The sequence below is a fragment of the Bradyrhizobium sp. LA2.1 genome, assembly GCF_040547725.1.
Lineage (GTDB): Bacteria > Pseudomonadota > Alphaproteobacteria > Rhizobiales > Xanthobacteraceae > Bradyrhizobium > Bradyrhizobium barranii.
Map to the genome: position 1 here is coordinate 23,509 of NZ_JBEPQI010000025.1, position 17,964 is coordinate 41,472.

General features: G+C 64.3%; 15 protein-coding genes. 5 read left to right on the top strand and 10 right to left on the bottom strand.

Annotation, left to right across the window (positions count from 1 at the left end; translation table 11 throughout):
• Nucleotides 1-22: 22 nt before the first annotated feature.
• Together aroB and ABIB95_RS35960 are read right to left on the bottom strand one after the other, a co-directional pair.
• Nucleotides 23-1,171 carry a 3-dehydroquinate synthase gene (aroB, locus tag ABIB95_RS35955; protein WP_354246700.1) on the bottom strand — a complete coding sequence of 383 codons (1,149 nt, stop codon included), beginning with the start codon at nucleotides 1,169-1,171 and terminating at the stop codon, nucleotides 23-25.
• Complete coding sequence (locus ABIB95_RS35960) at nucleotides 1,168-1,794, bottom strand: shikimate kinase (RefSeq protein ID WP_354246702.1); 627 nt, start codon at nucleotides 1,792-1,794, stop codon at nucleotides 1,168-1,170. Before ABIB95_RS35960 ends, aroB begins: the two co-directional genes overlap by 4 nt.
• Nucleotides 1,795-1,952: 158 nt before the next feature.
• Between ABIB95_RS35960 and ABIB95_RS35965 the strand changes: the two genes are divergently transcribed.
• From ABIB95_RS35965 to ABIB95_RS35980, 4 genes are all read left to right on the top strand, one after another.
• On the top strand, nucleotides 1,953-2,099 hold the full coding sequence (locus ABIB95_RS35965; protein ID WP_035730492.1) for a hypothetical protein: 147 nt from the start codon (nucleotides 1,953-1,955) through the stop codon (nucleotides 2,097-2,099).
• Nucleotides 2,100-2,116: 17 nt separating this feature from the next.
• Nucleotides 2,117-3,073, top strand: a complete 957-nt coding sequence (gene xerD / locus ABIB95_RS35970; RefSeq protein WP_354246705.1) for a site-specific tyrosine recombinase XerD — start codon at nucleotides 2,117-2,119, stop codon at nucleotides 3,071-3,073.
• 273 nt (nucleotides 3,074-3,346) lie between these two features.
• Nucleotides 3,347-4,309 carry an acetyl-CoA carboxylase carboxyltransferase subunit alpha gene (locus tag ABIB95_RS35975; protein WP_071916974.1) on the top strand — a complete coding sequence of 321 codons (963 nt, stop codon included), beginning with the start codon at nucleotides 3,347-3,349 and terminating at the stop codon, nucleotides 4,307-4,309.
• Between the two features lie 453 nt (nucleotides 4,310-4,762).
• A complete protein-coding gene (locus ABIB95_RS35980; protein ID WP_354246708.1) occupies nucleotides 4,763-6,325 on the top strand; it encodes a L,D-transpeptidase family protein in 1,563 nt (520 codons plus the stop codon).
• 110 nt (nucleotides 6,326-6,435) lie between these two features.
• Here the strand turns inward: ABIB95_RS35980 and ABIB95_RS35985 are convergent, their stop codons facing one another.
• The 7 genes from ABIB95_RS35985 to ABIB95_RS36015 all read right to left on the bottom strand — a co-directional run bounded on the left by ABIB95_RS35985 (nucleotide 6,436) and on the right by ABIB95_RS36015 (nucleotide 13,997).
• Nucleotides 6,436-7,131, bottom strand: a complete 696-nt coding sequence (locus ABIB95_RS35985; protein WP_014490408.1) for a branched-chain amino acid ABC transporter ATP-binding protein — start codon at nucleotides 7,129-7,131, stop codon at nucleotides 6,436-6,438.
• The gene (locus ABIB95_RS35990; protein WP_071908479.1) at nucleotides 7,124-7,858 is read right to left on the bottom strand and encodes an ABC transporter ATP-binding protein; all 735 of its coding nucleotides are present in this window, start codon (nucleotides 7,856-7,858) and stop codon (nucleotides 7,124-7,126) included. The genes ABIB95_RS35985 and ABIB95_RS35990 overlap by 8 nt, the downstream gene beginning before the upstream one ends.
• Nucleotides 7,845-8,966, bottom strand: a complete 1,122-nt coding sequence (locus tag ABIB95_RS35995; protein WP_354246712.1) for a branched-chain amino acid ABC transporter permease — start codon at nucleotides 8,964-8,966, stop codon at nucleotides 7,845-7,847. Before ABIB95_RS35995 ends, ABIB95_RS35990 begins: the two co-directional genes overlap by 14 nt.
• 6 nt (nucleotides 8,967-8,972) lie before the next feature.
• Entirely contained in the window at nucleotides 8,973-10,190 is a 1,218-nt protein-coding gene (locus ABIB95_RS36000) for a substrate-binding protein (RefSeq protein ID WP_085403593.1), read from the bottom strand.
• A 2-nt stretch (nucleotides 10,191-10,192) separates the two neighbouring features.
• The gene (locus ABIB95_RS36005) at nucleotides 10,193-11,050 is read right to left on the bottom strand and encodes a branched-chain amino acid ABC transporter permease (RefSeq protein ID WP_354246715.1); all 858 of its coding nucleotides are present in this window, start codon (nucleotides 11,048-11,050) and stop codon (nucleotides 10,193-10,195) included.
• Nucleotides 11,051-11,146: 96 nt separating this feature from the next.
• Nucleotides 11,147-12,661 carry an amidase gene (locus ABIB95_RS36010; protein ID WP_354246718.1) on the bottom strand — a complete coding sequence of 505 codons (1,515 nt, stop codon included), beginning with the start codon at nucleotides 12,659-12,661 and terminating at the stop codon, nucleotides 11,147-11,149.
• A gap of 151 nt (nucleotides 12,662-12,812) precedes the next feature.
• Nucleotides 12,813-13,997, bottom strand: coding sequence for a substrate-binding domain-containing protein (locus tag ABIB95_RS36015; RefSeq protein ID WP_354246721.1), 1,185 nt, complete (start codon nucleotides 13,995-13,997; stop codon nucleotides 12,813-12,815).
• A 179-nt stretch (nucleotides 13,998-14,176) separates the two neighbouring features.
• Between ABIB95_RS36015 and ABIB95_RS36020 the strand changes: the two genes are divergently transcribed.
• Complete coding sequence (locus ABIB95_RS36020) at nucleotides 14,177-14,611, top strand: MarR family winged helix-turn-helix transcriptional regulator (protein ID WP_014490415.1); 435 nt, start codon at nucleotides 14,177-14,179, stop codon at nucleotides 14,609-14,611.
• Nucleotides 14,612-14,845: 234 nt separating this feature from the next.
• Here ABIB95_RS36020 and secA read toward each other — a convergent pair whose 3' ends face one another.
• On the bottom strand, nucleotides 14,846-17,686 hold the full coding sequence (gene secA, locus ABIB95_RS36025) for a preprotein translocase subunit SecA (protein WP_354246724.1): 2,841 nt from the start codon (nucleotides 17,684-17,686) through the stop codon (nucleotides 14,846-14,848).
• Nucleotides 17,687-17,964 lie beyond the last annotated feature (278 nt).

Genomic DNA, 17,964 nt, shown 5'->3' on the forward strand with positions numbered 1-17,964 from the left:
TCAAAAACCGGTTAGCCGCGCGTCATGCCTTTTGCGCAAGCTTCTCTTTGAGGAAATCGCGCACCGGCGCCGGCTCGACGTCCTTCGCGATCACGGCGCGCCCGACCGCCTCCAGCAGGATGAAGGTGAGCTTGCCGCGCTTGACCTTCTTGTCCTGCGCCATCAGCGCCATCAGCGCGTCGGCGTCGGCAAGCCCTTCCTGCGCGAAACCGGCGATGTCCTGCAGGCGCGTCGGCAGGCCGGCGTCGATGAGGTGACGCTCGACGCGCGCGGCGTCGGCCTCGCCGATCATGCCAAGCTTCGCCGAGAACTGCGCCGCCAGCGTCATGCCGATCGAAACACCCTCGCCATGGAAGAGGCGATCGGAGAAACCGGTCGCGGCTTCCAGCGCGTGACCAAAGGTATGGCCGAGATTGAGCAGCGCGCGCTCGCCGGTCTCGCGCTCATCGCGCGAGACGACGCCGGCCTTGGCGCGGCACGAGGTCGCGATCGCATGCTCGCGCGCCGAGCCGCCCTTGAAAAGGTCGGAGTGGTTCTTCTCCAGCCAGGTGAAGAAGGCTTCGTCGCCGAGCACGCCGTATTTGGCGACCTCGGCATAGCCGGCGCGGAACTGCCGCGGCGACAGCGTGTCGAGCACGGCGGTGTCGGCAATGACGAGCACGGGCTGGTGGAAGGCGCCGAGCAGATTCTTGCCCTGCGGCGAGTTGATGCCGGTCTTGCCGCCGACGGAGGAATCGACCTGCGCCAGCAGCGAGGTCGGCACCTGCACGAAATCGACGCCGCGGCGCAGGATCGCGGCCGCAAAGCCGGCGAGATCGCCGACCACGCCGCCGCCGAGCGCGATGACGAGATCGTTTCGCTCGACCTTCGCGGCGATCAGGGCCTCGCTGACCTTTTCGAGGCCGGCATAGGTTTTGGAGATCTCGCCTTCCTCGACCACGATGTGCGAGGTCGGAATGCCGGCAGAAGCGAGCGACGCTTCGGTCGGCTCGAGCCAGTATTTTGCGACGGTGCGATCGGTGACGATTGCCGTACGCACGCCGGGCCGCAAGCGCGCGACCCGTTCGCCGAGCGAAGCCAGCACGCCGCGGCCGATGACGATGTCATAGGCGCGATCGCCGAGTGCGACGTCGACGTTGACAGGATCTGAATGTTTCAACGGCGCAGTCATCGTACGGCACTCGCAACGTCGGCAGGTGATTGGGCGGCTTGTTCGCCGCAGAGATGGGCGCGCAGCGTCTCGATGCATTCCTCGACGATCCTGTCGTGCGGCACGTCGCGCGAGGCGATGGTGAGGTCGGCATGGCGATAGATCGGCTCGCGCTCGGTGAGCAGGCGCGTCACGGTTCCTTCGGGGTCGGCGGTCTGGAGCAGCGGGCGGTCGGCGCGGCGGCGCACCCGGCGCATGATGACGTCAGGGTCGGCCTTGAGCCAGATCGAGACCGCCTTGGCCGCAATGCGATTGCGCGTCTCCTCGCGCATGAAGGCACCGCCGCCGGTCGCCAGCACGATCGGCTCGCCGTCGAGCAGGCGCGCGATCACCCGCGCCTCGCCATCCCGGAAATACGGCTCGCCATGGCGCTCGAAAATCTCCGGTATGGTCATGCCGGCATGAGCGACCTCGATCTCGGTGTCGGCGTCAACGAAGGGCAGCTTGAGCCGGGCCGCCATGCGGCGGCCAATGGTGGATTTGCCCACCCCCATCATGCCGACGAGCACGATCGAGCGCGTCCCGAGCGCCGACAGGATGTCGGCCTCAGGGACAGCTTGTATCGGCAACGCGGCGTCGGGCATGGGTCTCGCTCGATCTGCCGCCGGAGGCGGCATGCTTTGGCCACCTATACGACCCCCTCGGGGCCCTCGCCAGAGGACTCTTGCCACGAAACGGCGAACATGTTGGATGATTTCATTGGTTAATTTGGACGCCTGAGACCTTCCCGAGACCTTGCCCGATGCCCAGCCTGTTCCGCTTCCTGACGGTCGTCGCCGTGCTCGCCGGCATCGTCTATGGCGTGGTCTTCGCGCTGGCGAACTTCGTGAGCCCGAAGTCGCGGGAAATGACGGTGACGATCCCGCCGGATAAGTTTCTCAAGAAATAGGAGCTAGCCTCCAGGGCATGCGCGTACAGCCCTCAGACAGCAAGCTCACCGGCCTGTTCCTCGACATGCTCGCGGCGGAACAGGGCGCCGGCCCCAATACGCTCGACGCCTACCGCCGCGACCTCACCGATTTCTCGGAATTTTTGGGCCGGGTCGGGCGCAGCTTTGCCGACGCCGAGACGCAGATCCTGCGCGATTACCTCGCCGATCTCGACAGCCGCGGCTTCAAGTCCACCAGCGTCGCGCGGCGGCTGTCGGCGATGCGACATCTCTACCGCTTTCTCCTGAACGAGCGCATCCGCACCGAGGATCCCGCGGCGATCCTGTCCGGCCCCAAGCGCGGCCGCGGCCTGCCGAAAGTGCTGTCGATCGCGGATGTCGACCGCATGCTCAGCCGCGCCAAGGAATTGAGCGAGGCGGAGGACGCTTCGCCCTCGAAACGGCTGCGCGCGTTGCGGCTCTATTGCCTGCTCGAGGTGCTCTACGCCACCGGCCTGCGCGTCTCCGAGCTGGTGGCGCTGCCGCGCTCCGCGGCCAAACGCGACGCCCGCATGATCGTGGTGCGCGGCAAGGGCAACAAGGAACGCCTGGTGCCGCTCAACGAGGCTTCACGGCAGGCGATGGCCGACTATCTCGCGGCAACGGAAGCGGCAAAAGCCGACAAGAAGAACAGCGTGGCCGCCTCGAAATGGCTATTCCCATCGTTCGGCGAGAGCGGGCATCTGACGCGGCAGCACTTCGCCCGCGACCTGAAAGAGCTTGCTGTCGCCTCGGGGCTGCAGGCCCGGCTGGTCTCCCCGCACGTGCTGCGCCACGCCTTTGCCAGCCACCTCCTGCACAACGGCGCAGATTTGCGCATCGTGCAGACCCTGCTCGGCCACACCGACATCTCCACGACCCAGATCTATACCCATGTGGTCGAGGAGCGCCTGAAGAGCCTGGTGCGCGACCTGCACCCGCTGGCGGAGAAATAGTTCTCTTGTAGCCCGGATGGAGCGCAGCGAAATCCGGGGCCGCCCGCCTCGCGGAAAGACCTTCCCGGATTGCGCTTCGCTCCATCCGGGCTACAGGCAACCCATGAAACCGCCTTGACTTCGGCCACATCTCCGCAGAAAGAGCCGTGGCCTCACGCATGATTTGGCGGGCTGCTTTAGAGCGCACAAGCCAACTCATTGAAGAAGCTACATTTCTTTCCGCCGATCCAAACCTGCTTCGACGCCCCGCCCCGTCCTCGCTATATTGAGTTGATGCCAGATCACATGCGCAGCTATCTCGACTTCGAAAAGCCGGTCGCCGAGCTCGACTCCAAGGTTGACGAGCTGCGGACGCTTGCGGCCTCGGGCACCGATATCTCCGAGGAAATCGGGAAGATCGAGGACAAGGCGGCGCAGGCGCTGGCCGACCTCTATCTGAACCTGACGCCGTGGCAGAAGACGCTGGTCGCGCGGCATCCGCAGCGGCCGCATTTCAACGACTTCATCAAGGGCCTGATCACCGAATTCACTCCGCTCGCCGGCGACCGCAAGTTCGGCGAGGACGAGGCGCTGGTTGCCGGCTTCGGCCGCTTCCGCGGTGAGGCCATCTGCGTGATGGGCCAGGAAAAGGGCGATTCCACCGAGAGTCGCATCCGGCACAATTTCGGCATGGCGCGGCCCGAGGGCTATCGCAAATGCGTGCGGCTGATGGAGATGGCCGAGCGGTTCGGCCTGCCCGTGCTGTCGCTCGCCGATTCCGCCGGCGCCTATCCCGGCATCGGCGCCGAGGAGCGCGGCCAGGCCGAGGCGATCGCACGCTCGACCGATGCCTGCATGGCGCTGACCGTGCCCAACGTCGCCATCATCACCGGCGAAGGCATGTCCGGCGGCGCCATCGCCATCACCACCGCCAACAAGGTCTTGATGCTGGAGCACGCGATCTACAGCGTGATCTCGCCCGAGGCCGCCTCCTCGATCCTGTGGCGCGACGGCTCCAAGGCGCAGGAAGCCGCCAACAACATGAAGATCACCGCGCAGGACATGCTGCGCTTCGGGGTGATCGACAGCATCTTGAAGGAGCCGGTCGGCGGCGCCCACCGCGACCCCACCGCCATGATCGCCACCACGGGCGATGCCATCGCCAAGGCCTTTGACGAGCTCCGCGGCCTGGACGGCGACACCATCCGCAAGCAGCGGCGGCAGAAATTCCTCGATATCGGCCGGAAACTGGGCTGATTCGGCCGTTTTCGGTGCCGTAGGGTGGGCAAAGCGAAGTGTGCCCACCATTCCAAACAGTATGGGGAGCGAGATGGTGGGCACGGCGCTTTGCGCCTTTGCCCACCCTACGAGACCTTTCGGGCGGCCCCCGACCGCCCCGGTAACTCCCCGTTAACCCTTTTTTTGCCCAAATCAGCGATCTCTGTGCGGATTGGGCCGGAAGGCCCAAGTACGGCCCAAAGTCGCGTCCATTTAGTCTTCGTTGACCATGCCACTGGGCCAACGGGCTCGTGATCCCCGCTCGGGTTGCGACCACATGACCCAGAGGTTAGAATTTTAATCAATGGCTTCAGGGCACAAGCGCTGGAGCGTGGTTCGAAAACACCCGTCACGACGGGTCCGGATCTCCGGTCGGATCATGCTTCGAGATTGGGGTTCGCGCTCTCTGCCCGGCACGGTGTGGGGTCCATCTTGATTTCTCGTTCGCTTGCTCGCGCGCTTTTGGCTTCGGTTGCGCTGCTGACGGCCAGTGTTCTGCTGGCCGGCTGCGACACCGACCAGGTTTCGCTCGCGACCAACGCCAAGGCCAACCAGCCGGTGCCGCCAAAGCTTCTCGCCGCGATGGTCGAGAAGGACATGGACCTGCAATCGCCGATCCTGGTGCGCCTGTTCAAGCAGGAGGCCGAGCTCGAGGTCTGGAAGCAGGCCCGCAACGGCCAGTTCGCGCTGCTCAAGACTTATCCGATCTGCCGCTGGTCGGGCGATCTCGGCCCCAAGGTGCGCGAAGGCGACCGCCAGGCGCCGGAGGGATTCTACTCGATCAATCCCGGCCAGATGAATCCGCAGTCGGCCTACTATCTCTCGTTCAACACGGGCTATCCGAACGCGTTCGACAAGGCTCTGGGGCGCACCGGCTCGCAGCTGATGGTGCATGGCGATTGTTCGTCGCGCGGCTGCTACGCGATGACGGACGAGCAGATCGCGGAGATTTATTCGCTTGGCCGCGAGTCGTTCTTCGGCGGCCAGAAGGCGTTCCAGCTGCAGGCCTATCCGTTCAAGATGACGCCGGTGAACATGGCCAAGCACCGGAACAACCCGAACATGCCGTTCTGGAAGATGATCAAGGAAGGCTATGATCATTTCGAGGTGACGCGGCAGGAGCCGAAGGTCGATTTCTGCGAGCGCAAATACGTGTTCGACGCAACGAAGACGCCTGACGCGAAGCGCGATCCGGTGTTCGACGCGTCCGCGAAGTGCCCGGCCTATGTGATCCCCGAGAACATCGCCAGCGCGGTGCGCGACAAGGATGCGCGCGACCAGGCCGAGTACAACAAGCTCGTCGCCAAGGGCACGCCGATCGCGCGCATGAACACCGGCATCGACGGCGGCATGAACAAGATTTTTGCCTCGAAGATTCCGGAGGGATCGACCGGACTGTCGGAGAATGCCGAAGGCTCGACCCTGGAGATGCTGGCGATGGCGAAGGCGCCGGGCACGATCCCCGGACACGTCAATCCGCCCAAGCCCAATCTCGATGCGGTCGCCGCCGCTCCCGTGAACCAGGAGCCGGTCGTCGCCGTCAGCGCGCCCGCCGCCGCCACCCGCGTCGCAGCAGCCGCGCCGGCCAGCGAGAAATCCCAAGAGAAATCGTCAGGCGGCTTCTTCTCCAACCTCGGCCGCAAGATGGGCCTCGGCACCGCCGACACGACGGCGACCACGCCTCCCCCGCAAGCGACCGCGTCCGTGGCCCCGACCACCGCGCCAGCAACGCCGCCCACCGCGACGTCGAGGCTGAAGGCCGCAGTGACGAGGTTCGTGCCCGGCCGCGACACGTCCAAGGACGCGCCGAAGCCGACTGTGGCCACCGCCGCCAAGCCGGCCGAACCGGTGAAGCCGGACACGCGCCTCGCCGCGACGCGTCCCGCGCTGAAGCCGTCGGTGTCCGACGGCGCGAGTGAAGCGACGCAGATCATGGGCGCCGCGCCGGTGGTGTCGTCGAACTCGTTCGACAGCCGCTTTGGGGCGGTGAAGTAAGGGGCGGCGCTCCGCTTAATCTCTTCGATCCATCTCAGCCTGACGCCGTCATTCCCCTTGATGAGGTACGGTGAGAGCGCTGCGCCTCACTCAAAGACGGGCAGCGCAACCTACGGCGCCAGGTACCGCATCAATTCCGGATTTCCGCGCACATCATTAGCCTGCCCTTGCAGAGCGACCCTGCCGCGGTCCAGTACATAGGCGTAATCGGCGACGCGCAGCGCGAGGTCGAGGTGCTGCTCGACGATGATGACGGCGATGCTCTTCGCGAGCTCGATCAGGCGCTCGGTGATCTCCTCGATCACGCCGATCCAGACGCCTTCGGTCGGCTCGTCCAGCAACAACAGCTTTGGATCGCCCAGCATCGCGCGGCCGATGGCGAGCATCTTGCGCTCGCCGCCGGAGAGGGTGCCGGCGGGCTGGTCTAGGCGCTGGCCGAGTTTCGGGAAGATGGTCAGCACATGGTCGACCGCGTCGGCCTTCTTGCTGGCGAGCGAGCCGACCGCGAGATTGTCGCGAACCGACAGGCGCGCGAATACCGAATGCTCCTGCGGCACGTAGCCGATGCCGGCGCGCACGCGCTCCTGGGTCGCGCGGCGGCTGATGTCGCGGCCGTCGAAGGCAACCTCGCCCTTCCAGGCCGGCAGCTCGCCGACGATGGTCTTCATCAGCGTGGTCTTGCCGGCACCGTTGCGGCCGAGCACGGCGACGCCGCCGCGCCAGGGAATGCCGAGGGTGACGTCGAACAGGACCTGGCTGCGGCCATAGCCCGCGTCGAGATGCTTGATGTCCAAAAATTCAGGCACGGCGCAGATAGATCTCCTGAACGGATTTATTGGCCTGGATCTCCGACACGGTGCCTGATGCCAGCACCTTGCCCTGGTCGAGCACGGTCAATCGATCGCAGATGTCGCGGATGAAATCGAGGTCGTGCTCGACGATGACGAGCGAGCAATGTTTCTTGATCGGCTGAAGCAGCTCACCGGTGACGCGGCGCTCCTCCAGGCTCATGCCGCCGGTCGGCTCGTCCAACAGCAGCAGCTTCGGCTTGCCCGCGAGCGCCATCGCGATCTCCAGCCATTGCTGCTGGCCGTGCGACAGCGCCGCCGCCGCGTCGAAGGCACGATCGGCGAGGCGGAACTGCGTCAGCATGGTCATGACCTGATCGTGCAGCGCACCCCGCGTGCGCGAGAAGACAAGATCGAACAGCGAGGACTGCGCCTGCAGCGCGAGCAGGATGTTGTCGTAGAGCGTCAGCGTCGGCAGCACGCTGGTGATCTGGAATTTCAGGCTCATGCCGGCCCGGGCCCGTTCGGTCGGCGTGAACGCGGTGATGTCGGTGTTGATGAAACTCACTTTGCCTTGGGTCGGCACTTCGGCCCCCGCAATGCACTTCATCAGCGTGCTCTTGCCAGAGCCGTTCGGTCCGATCAGGCCGTGAAACTCGTTCTCGCCGACGGTCAGCGCGGCGCCGTCGAGCGCGGTGAGCTTGCCAAAGATCTTCTTGATATCGGCGGCTTCAAGGAGCGGCATTGCGCTTCTCCTTCTCAGTCTGCTTCTCGGTCTCCTTGGGCTTGGCACCAAAGCTGCCGACCCGTTCGCGCTCGCCGAGCACAAAACTGATCAGGCCAAGTGGCCGGAACAGGATCACGAGCAGCAGCAGCAGACCGAGGATGATCGGCCAGATCTCGCGATAATTGTCGGAGAGCCAGAAGCTGACGCCCTCGACGATCACGGTGCCGATGACGGCGCCGATCAACGTGCCGGAGCCGCCGAACAGCACATAGAGCACCACCTGCGTCGAGACGACGACGCCGACCATGTTGGGCCAGACGAAACCTTCGTGGAAGGCATAAAGGCTGCCGGCAAGACCTGCGATGGCGCCGCCGATCGCGAAGATGATCGCCTTCAGGTGCTGTACCTTGTAGCCGAAGAAGGCGATGCGCTGCTCGTTCTCGCGCAGGCCCGCGAGCGCCAGCCCGAATTGCGAGCGCACCAGGAAACGGCAGAGCAGGTAGACCACGACGAGGATGCCGAGCACGAGATAGTAGAACGCCGGGCCTTCAGAAAATTCGTAGCCGCCGAGCGACATCGGCGCGATCGAGGGGATGCCGTTCTGGCCGCCGAGATAGTACCAGCCGCGTGCGAGGCGATCGGCGGCGTAGGAGCCGGTCAGCGTGCCCAGCGACACGAAGATGACGCTGGAGGGATGCCGTCCGAGCAGCAGGAAGCCGCCGAGCAGCAGCGCGAAGGTAAGGCCGATGATCGTGCCGGCAGGCAGCACGAGGAGGATGTTGGTGATGTCGAGGTCGCGCGCGAGCAGCGCGACGCCATAACCGGCCGAGCCGAAGAACAGGGCCTGGCCGAAGCTCATGATGCCGGCATAGCCCCAGACCAGATCGAACGACAACGCGAACAGCGCGAGGATGATCACGCGGGTCGCAAACACCGTGAGGTAGTCCTGCAGCACCAGCGGCGCGAGCAGCGCCGCGACGAGCACGACGCCCTCCACGATCGGCAGGACCTTTCGTCCTGCCTTGACCTGTTCCTTGGCCTGTCCCGCGGCCACGCGTTCAGCCATCGCACCGTCCGCTTCGTCGCCGGCGATGGCTTCTCTTACCACACTCATCGACTTCGGCATTCCGCCTCAGCATTCCTTGGGATCGACGAGCCCGTCGCTGCGTCCGACGATCTCGTAGTTCCCACCCTTGGCGACGGCGGTGTACATCTTCATCTTGCAGTGCCGCTTGCCCGGCACCATCTCGGCCGGTCCACCCGGGCCTTCGGCGATCTTGGCGTGATCGAGCGCGGCGGCAACCGAGTCGCGATCGACCTTGCCGGCTTCCTTCACGGCCGCTTCCCACAGCTTGAGGCCGCGATAGGTGCCGGTCGCCGCACTGCCGGCCGCGAACAGGAAGTTGCCGGGAAAGTCCTTCTCATACGCCGCCTGGATTTTGGCGTCGAACGGGTTCTCCTTGGTCAGCACCTTGAAATAGTCGAGACAGCTTGCGAGCCCCTCGATCTCGGCGGCCTGGTTGATGTTGAGCGTGTTCTCGTCATAGTAGACGCAGGCCAGGCGCCCGCCATTCTTGAGGAAGCCCGCTTCATAGAGCTGCTTGAAGAACGGGCCGACGCCCGGCGGAATGACGGTGTTGAAGACGACGTCGACCTTGTTGGAGATGATCCGATTGACGGTCGATGAGAAATCGATCTGGTCGAGCGGGTAATATTCCTCGAACACGACCTCGCCGCCGTTCGCCTCAATGACCTTGCGGGCGTAGACGTTGAGCGTGTGCGGCCAGACATAGTTGGCGCTCGGCAGCGCGAACTTCTTGCCGCCGTTCTTGATCAGCCAGGGGATGAACTCGTCACACTGCTGCGCCGGCGTCGGCCCGGTGCAGAACAGGTAGGGCGTGCACTCCTTGCCTTCGTAGAGCTGCGGATAGATGTAGAGCGTCTTGCCGCGCGCCACGATCGGGTCCTTGATCGCGTTGCGCATCGACGAGGTGATGCCGCCCAGCACCATGTCGACCTTGTCGCGCTGGATCAGTTTTCGGACGTTGCCGACGGCGACGGATTCGTTCGAGGCGGTGTCCTCGATGTAGAGCTCGAGCGGACGGCCGAGCAGCCCGCCGGCCGTATTGATCTCCTTGATCACCATCTTGGCGACATTGGCGTCGGCATTGCCGGCATAGGCGATCGGGCCGGTGAGATCGGTCGCGATGCCGACCTTGATCGGGCCTTCCGCCGCGTTCGCCCAGGGCGCCGGGATCACCCAGCTGCCGACGCCGGTCGCGACCGCGCCGGTGGTAAAGGCAAGATTGGAGAGGAAGCGGCGACGCGAAAGCTGAGTACGATCGAACATGACTAAACCCCTTTTCCAGCGATGAGGCCCTGTGGCCGAAATTTGATGAAGACAATGGCGAGCACGAAGACGAGGACGTCGGCGACGACGGGCGCCATCACCCACGGCAGCGCGGCGCTGAGCGTGCCGATGACGCCGGCGCCCGCCACCGGTCCGATGAAGGAGCCGACACCGCCGACCATCACCGCGACAAAACCCTGGATCAGGAAGCGCAGGCCGAGATCGGCGTACAGGCTGAACACCGGCACGATCAGCGCACCGGCAAGGCCGGCGAGCGCGGAGCCAAACGCAAACGTGGCGCCGTACATCAGGGGCGTGGAAATGCCTGAGGCCCGCGCCAGCGAGGGATTTTCCAGGGTGGCGCGCATGCGCAGGCCAAAACTCGTGCGCGACAGCAGGAGGTAACAGCCCGCCATCACCAAAAGCGTGATGACGATGATGGTGAAGCGCCAGGCCGAGATGTGCATGGCGCCGATATCAATCGAGCCGCCGATCGGCTCGGGCACGGTGAGATAGAAGCCGCCGATCAGGCCACGCACCGATTCGCGGATGATCAGGCCGAGCGCATAGGTACCGAGCATCGCCACGATCGGCGCGGCGTAGAAGCGGCGGATGATCAGCGCCTCCAGCACGAAGCCGAGCGCACCGACCACGAAGGGCGCCGCGACCATGCCGCCCCAGATCGGCAGGCCCTTGGCGTAGGCGAGATAGGTGATGTAGGCCCCGAGCAGGACGAACTCTCCTTGGGCGAAGTTGAAGATGCCCATCATGCTGGCGATGATTCCGAGCCCCAGCACGATCAGGACGATGATCGCGCCGAAGCTCAGGATCTCGAACGCCGCGACGAACGCGTTAGCCATGCGATAGATTCTTGCTTTGACGCGTTTTCTCGACGCGAACCGGTATCCACTTCGCTTGAAGACGCTCTGCTCCGTCCGTCTGCATTAGTTCCTCTCTCACATCTTCTTCCAGTCGCCGATCTGCTCGAAGGCATGGGCGGCGCGGTAGATGGTGGATTCCTCGAACATGCGGCCGACCAGCATCAGGCCAACGGGCAGGCCGTCGACCATGCCGCAGGGCAGCGACATCGCGGGATGATGGGTGATGTCGAACGGCGCGGTGTTGGAGATCATCTCGAGCGCGCGGGCGACGTAGTCTTCGCGGCTGGCGGTGGGCTCCGGCAGCTTCGTCGCCTTCATCGGCGTGGTCGGCAGCAGCAGCAGGTCGTATTCGCCGAACGCCTTGTCATAGGCCGCGGTCAGGCGACGCGAGATGTTGAGGGCCTTGCCGTAATAGCGGGGACCGAAGCTGTTGTTGATGTAGGTCCCGAGCATCAGAAACAGTTTTGTCGTCTCCGACAGCGAATCCGCCTGCCGGCGCCAGCCGCGATGGAAGTCCATCAGCGAGGTCGAGTAGAGGTCAGAGCGGCTGAGGCCATAGCCATCGCCATACATCATGGTCTGGGTCATGCCCTCCGTGCCGATCGGCGTCCAGATCGCGGGACCGACAAGATGCATCGGGATCGAGACGATCTCGACCGTGGCGCCAAGGTCCTTGAAGCGCTTGGCGGCCTCGCGGACGCTTTCGTTGACGGCGGCCTCCGCGTTCGCCTGCTCGAAGCCTTCCTTGAGGATGCCGATCTTCATGCCCTTGACGCCCTGGCCGAGCGCCTTGGTGTACTCCTCGACCTGCGGCGCCTTGATGCGGGGATCGTAGCCGTCGTCGCCGGCGAGCACTTCCAGCAGCAATGCGTTGTCGGCGACCGTCGCCGTCATCGGACCGGTGTGGTCGACGAAGACCTCGATCGGCATGATGCCGGTGTAGGGGACGAGGCCCCAGGTCGGCTTCATGCCGTAGGTGCCGCAGAACGAGGACGGCATGCGGATCGAGCCGCCCTGGTCGCCGCCGATCGCCATGTCAACCTCGCCGAGCGCGACGACGACGCCGGAACCGGAGGACGAGCCGCCGGCCGAATAGCCCATCTTGTGCGGATTGTGCACGGCACCGACCGCACCGGTGTGGCTGCCGCCGGACATGCAGAAGGATTCGCAATGCACCTTGCCGGCGATCTCGGCGCCGGCATCGAGCATGCGCGTGACGATGGTGGCGTCGAAATCGGGGACATAGCCTTCCAGCGTCGCCGAACCGTTCATCATGGGCACACCGGCCAGCATGATGTTGTCCTTCAGCGCGACGGTCTTGCCCTTGAGCTTGCCGCTCGCCGCACCCTTCACGGTCGACTTGCGATACCAGGCGTTGCGCGGGTTCTCCTCGGGCGAGGGCCGGTAGCCCGGCGTGCGGGGATATTTGACCTCCGGCACTTCGTCCGGCATCGCGCCGACGAGATTATAGGCCTCGATCGAGCCCTGCATCAGGCCGCGGAACGAGGCGACATCGGCATCGGTCAGCGAAAGGCCGCACTGCTTGGCGACGTCAAGAAGTTGGGCAGGTGTGGGAAGGACAACTGTCACGGCGCTCTCCTGAAGTTTCTTGGTACGGTCCCTGCGCGCGGCCGCGATTGGCGCGACGCGCGCAGCGGCCCTGCTGAAACATTCAAAGCGGAAATATTTTCCTTTTCAAGTATTATTTTGAAATGGGGCTGTCCGGATTGCCGCAGCAAGCTCAGACCGGCTTGATCAGCTTGAAGTCGAGGCCGTCGGCCTCGGCGAGATACATCTGCATGCGGGCGTGGCCGTTGCGAACGACGACCGGGCCGCGCGCGCCGCCATAAACGATGTTGCGGCCCGCCGCGAGCATGGGCGCCATCGACAGCGAACCTGCCTTTTTCGCCACGGCTTCGAGGAAACGCAGGCCTTCGTAGCTGGACTGGCCAAGCGAGCCGATCGGCGGGGCATTCGGCCCGAACATCGCGCGATAGCGGATCTGGAAGTCGTCATTGGCCCGCGAGCCGATACCGGAGAAATAGCCGGATGCGCAGAACATGTTCTCGCTGTTGTCGGCGCCGATGCCGAGCAGCACGGTCTCGTCCATGGCCCCCGCCAGCCGCAGCGTCGTGGCGCCGAGGCCGCATTCGCCGAAGGCACGATTGAAGGTGACGCTGTCGGTGCCGATCAGCGAGATCAGCACGACATCGGGCCGCGCGGCGCGGATGCGCGCCAGGTGCGGCTCGTGATTGTCCTCGCCGAGGGGGACGAACTCCTCGCCAACGACGTGGCCTCCGGTTTCCCTGATGTAGTTCTTCACGGCGCGGTGCGATTGCCAGGGCCAGACGTAATCGCTGCCGATCAGATACCAGCGCGACGCCTGCTTGACGTCGGCAAGCCAGTGGATCGACGGCCGGCTCTGCCAGCGCGGCGTCTCGCCGATCGCCATCACGCCGGGCGTACGCTCGCCGCCTTCGTAGACCGGCGTATAGATGTAGGGGATGCGATGACGCGTGGTGACATCGCGCAAGCCGACGCGGACCGCGCTGGTGTGCAGCCCGACGATGAGATCGACCTCGTCGAATGCGATCGCCTGCTCGGCGCGGTTCAGCACCTCGTCGAGCGGCCCGCCCGCGTCGTAGATCGACAGCTCGATCTCGCGGCCGAGGATGCCGCCGCGCTTGTTGATCTCGGCAACGGCGAGTTGCGCGCTGTTGGTCGCGCAGGGGCCCCACACACCCGGCGATCCCGTGCAGCAGATGAAGCCGCCGATGCGCAGCTTGTTCGCGCCACGCCGCCTGAGGAAAGCATGATCGCCCGGCGACAGCGAGCTATCGGCGCCCGACGACGACAGATTCCTCAGCAGCAAGGACGGCGGCATCGCCGGACTGCCGTGAGCCGGGAAGTTTACCGTCGCGTGCACGCCAACTCCTGTCTGGCACCAGACCTGAAAGCACAATGAGCAGGCGGCCGCGGCATCCGCCCTTTTGTTAGGCAAACATCCTATTTTGAAAATATTGAATATTCAACAATTGAAGTGCATATAGAAGCAGCATTGATTGCAAGACATTCACTCATTTGGGTCAAGACGAAGTCTTAGCCGTGGCAAAACCGAACTCCCCGATCACCGAACACCTCGCCTACCTGCTCGCGCAAGCCAACCGGGAGATCAACCGGCAGCTGGAACTGCGCCTGAGCAAGGAAGGCGTTCCCGTCGAGCAGTGGCGCATCCTTAAGGTGCTGTCGGACGGCGATGGCCACTCGATGGGCGAACTCGCGGACGCGGTGCTGCTCAATCATCCGACGCTGACCAAGATGATCGACCGCATGGTCTCCGACACGCTGGTCTATCGCGTGCAGGACCCGAACGACCGCCGCAAGGTTCTGATGTTCATCTCCGACCGCGGCAAGGTGCTGTGCAAGAAGCTCAACTCGCTCGCAGTCGACCAGGAGGAGCACATCCTGGAGAGCTATGGCGACAAGTCGACGAGCGAATTGAAGCGGCTGCTGGAGAGCTTGATCGACAGCTCGAATTGAGCCCTGGCTTGGCGCGCTCTCGCAACCCTTCATCTCGTGAGGGCGTGGCGCAAATCGCCACACACACTCAGCCGTCATCGCCCGCGAAAGCGGGCGATCCAGTATTCCAGAGACGTTAGTGATTCAACCGAGAGGCCGCCGGCGTACTAGGTCGCCCGGTCGAGCCGGGCGACGACAGTGGAGTGTGAGGCACGAGTATAGCGCCTCACACCCGCGCGACAGCGAAGCTAGCGACTACGCGTACCGCCCGTGGCAGTGCTTGTACTTCTTGCCTGAACCGCAGGGGCAATCCTCGTTGCGGCCGACCTTGCCCCAGCTGGCGGGGTTCTTCGGATCGCGCAGCGCGGCATCGGAAGCCTGCGCTCCGAGCGTGACGCTGGCGAGCGCCATTTCGTCTTCGCCGGTGTTGGGGTCGAACTTGTGCGCTTCCATCGGCGGCAGGACAGGAGCTTCCTGCTCCGGCGGGACGATCTCGACGCGCATCAGCTGCGCCGTGACGGCCTCGCGCAGATGCGCGCTCATCTCCTGGAAGAGATTGAAGGCCTCGGTCTTGTACTCCTGCAACGGATCGCGCTGGCCGTAGCCACGCAGGCCGATGACCTGGCGCAGATGGTCGAGCATGATCAGATGCTCGCGCCAGAGATGGTCGAGCGTCTGGAGCAGAATGGTCTTCTCGACGTAACGCATCACGTCGGGACCCCATTGCCCGACCTTGGCCGCCATGTGCTCGTCGGCTTTGGTCTCGATGCGGGTGAGCAGCTCCTCGTCGGCGATGCCCTCTTCCTTGGCCCAGTCGTCGACCGGCAGGTCGAGATCGAGCACGCGCTTCAGCTCTTCCTTCAGGCCGGCGACATCCCACTGCTCGGCATAGGCATGCTCGGGCACGTGCTTGGCGACGAGGTCGTCGATGAAGGCGTGGCGCATGTCGGTAACGGTCTCGGCGACGCTGTCGTCCTTCATCAGGTCGACGCGCTGGTCGAAGATCACCTTACGCTGGTCGTTCTGGACGTTGTCGAACTTGAGCAGATTCTTGCGGATATCGAAGTTGCGCGCCTCGACCTTCTGCTGCGCCTTCTCGAGCGCCTTGTTGATCCAGGGATGGATGATCGCCTCGCCTTCCTTGAGGCCGAGACGCTGCAGCATGCTGTCGAGGCGATCCGAACCGAAGATGCGCATCAGATCGTCTTCCAGCGACAGGAAGAACTTCGAGCGGCCGGGGTCGCCCTGACGGCCGGAACGGCCGCGCAGCTGGTTGTCGATGCGGCGGGATTCGTGACGCTCGGATCCCATGATGTAGAGGCCGCCGGGCTTCTTCACGGTCTTGGCGGGCTTCGAGCCCTTCGCCGGCTCGATCTCGACCTCTTCCTCGGCCTTCAGCACGATGTCGCGGAAGTGCTCGATGTCGGCCTTGATCTGCTCGATCTTCTTCGCCTTCTCGGCCTCGTCCTCGATGCCGGCGGTCTCCTGCTGGACCCGCATCTCGAGCGAGCCGCCGAGCTTGATGTCGGTGCCGCGGCCGGCCATGTTGGTCGCGATCGTGATCGCGCCGGGCACGCCGGCTTCCGCGACGATATAGGCTTCCTGCTCGTGGAAGCGCGCGTTCAGCACCGCGAACAGTTTTGCCGGCTTGCCGGCGCGGGCCGCGGCGTACAGCTTCTGCATCGAATTTTCGTTGCCGAAATCGATCTGCCGGTAGCCGTGCTTCTTGAGGTATTCGGCGATCACTTCCGATTTTTCGATCGAGGCGGTGCCGACCAGCACCGGCTGCAGCCGCGCATTGGCGCGCTCGATCTCGGCCAGGATCGCGGCGTATTTCTCGTTCTGGGTACGATAGACCTCGTCGTCCTCGTCGAGGCGGCCGACCGGCACGTTGGTCGGGATCTCCACGACTTCGAGCTTGTAGATGTCGAAGAGTTCGTCGGCTTCGGTCAGCGCCGTGCCGGTCATGCCGGCGAGCTTTTCGTACATCCGGAAATAGTTCTGGAAGGTGATCGAGGCCAGCGTCTGGTTTTCCGGCTGAACCTGGACATGCTCCTTGGCTTCAAGCGCCTGATGCAGGCCTTCCGAATAACGTCGGCCGGCCATCATGCGTCCCGTGAACTCGTCGATGATGACGACCTCATCGTCGCGGACGATGTAGTCCTTGTCGCGCGTGAACAGCGTGTGGGCGCGCAGCGCCTGGTTGATGTGGTGCACGACGGAAACGTTCTCGACGTCGTAGAGCGACTCGCCCTTGAGCTGGCCGGCGTCGCGCAGCAACGTCTCGATCTTCTCCATGCCGCCTTCGGTCAGCGTCACCGTACGCTGCTTCTCGTCGACCTCGTAATCGGTCTTGTCGAGCTTGGGCAGGAAGCCGTCGATGGTGTTGTAGAAATCGGAACGGTCGTCGAGCGGGCCGGAGATGATCAGCGGCGTGCGCGCTTCGTCGATCAGGATCGAGTCGACTTCGTCGACGATGGCGTAGAAGTGCGGGCGCTGGACCATGTCCTCGAGCCGGTACTTCATGTTGTCGCGCAGATAGTCGAAGCCGTATTCGTTGTTGGTGCCGTAGGTGATGTCGCAGGCATAGGCCGCCTTGCGTTCGGAATCGTCGAGGCCGTGCACGATCACGCCGGTGGTCAGGCCGAGGAAGCCGTAGATCTGGCCCATCCAGCCGGAGTCGCGGCGGGCGAGGTAGTCGTTGACGGTGACGACGTGAATGCCCTTGCCGGCGAGCGCGTTGAGATAGACCGCGAGCGTTGCGACCAGTGTCTTGCCTTCGCCGGTCTTCATCTCGGCGATGTCGCCCTCGTGCAGCACGATGCCGCCGATCAGCTGCACGTCGAAATGACGCTGGCCGAGCGTGCGCTTGGCGGCTTCGCGCACGGTGGCGAAGGCCGGCACCAGCAGATCGTCGAGCGTTTTGCCCTCGGCGAGCTGTTTCTTGAACTCGACGGTGCGGGCCTTCAGTGCCTCGTCGGAGAGTTTCGAAACCTCCGGCTCCAGCGCGTTGATCGCGTTGACGCGGGACTGGTATCCCTTCACCCGCCGGTCGTTGGCGGAGCCGAAAAACTTGCGGGCGAGCGCGCCGATCATGCCTAGTTCCTGTGTTCGCGATTCAACCGCGTTGCAGCCAAGAAGTTGTCACCCCCCTGCCTATCAACTCACCGTGACGCCTGATGGCGACAGAGCCCGGACTGCGGGGGGGCATCCGCCATATGGGTGGGAATTGGGCAAGTCTGGGTTCAACGGCCAAAAACGCAGCAAAATAAACGCCATCGCCATGGTCGCGACCGGGCAGAGATATGGCCCGGTCAGGGCCTTGTCAACGGCGGGCGCATTGCGGCTAATTCATCATTTTGACAGACTTTTCG

What these genes read in the sequence shown, in the direction of transcription:
- aroB (WP_354246700.1), bottom strand. Translation starts at nt 1,171, where the DNA reads ATGACTGCGCCGTTGAAACATTCAGATCCTGTCAACGTCGACGTCGCA.
- ABIB95_RS35960 (WP_354246702.1), bottom strand. Translation starts at nt 1,794, where the DNA reads ATGCCCGACGCCGCGTTGCCGATACAAGCTGTCCCTGAGGCCGACATC.
- ABIB95_RS35965 (WP_035730492.1), top strand. Translation starts at nt 1,953, where the DNA reads ATGCCCAGCCTGTTCCGCTTCCTGACGGTCGTCGCCGTGCTCGCCGGC.
- xerD (WP_354246705.1), top strand. Translation starts at nt 2,117, where the DNA reads ATGCGCGTACAGCCCTCAGACAGCAAGCTCACCGGCCTGTTCCTCGAC.
- ABIB95_RS35975 (WP_071916974.1), top strand. Translation starts at nt 3,347, where the DNA reads ATGCCAGATCACATGCGCAGCTATCTCGACTTCGAAAAGCCGGTCGCC.
- ABIB95_RS35990 (WP_071908479.1), bottom strand. Translation starts at nt 7,858, where the DNA reads ATGCCGCTCCTTGAAGCCGCCGATATCAAGAAGATCTTTGGCAAGCTC.
- ABIB95_RS35995 (WP_354246712.1), bottom strand. Translation starts at nt 8,966, where the DNA reads ATGCCGAAGTCGATGAGTGTGGTAAGAGAAGCCATCGCCGGCGACGAA.
- ABIB95_RS36000 (WP_085403593.1), bottom strand. Translation starts at nt 10,190, where the DNA reads ATGTTCGATCGTACTCAGCTTTCGCGTCGCCGCTTCCTCTCCAATCTT.
- ABIB95_RS36005 (WP_354246715.1), bottom strand. Translation starts at nt 11,050, where the DNA reads ATGGCTAACGCGTTCGTCGCGGCGTTCGAGATCCTGAGCTTCGGCGCG.
- secA (WP_354246724.1), bottom strand. Translation starts at nt 17,686, where the DNA reads ATGATCGGCGCGCTCGCCCGCAAGTTTTTCGGCTCCGCCAACGACCGG.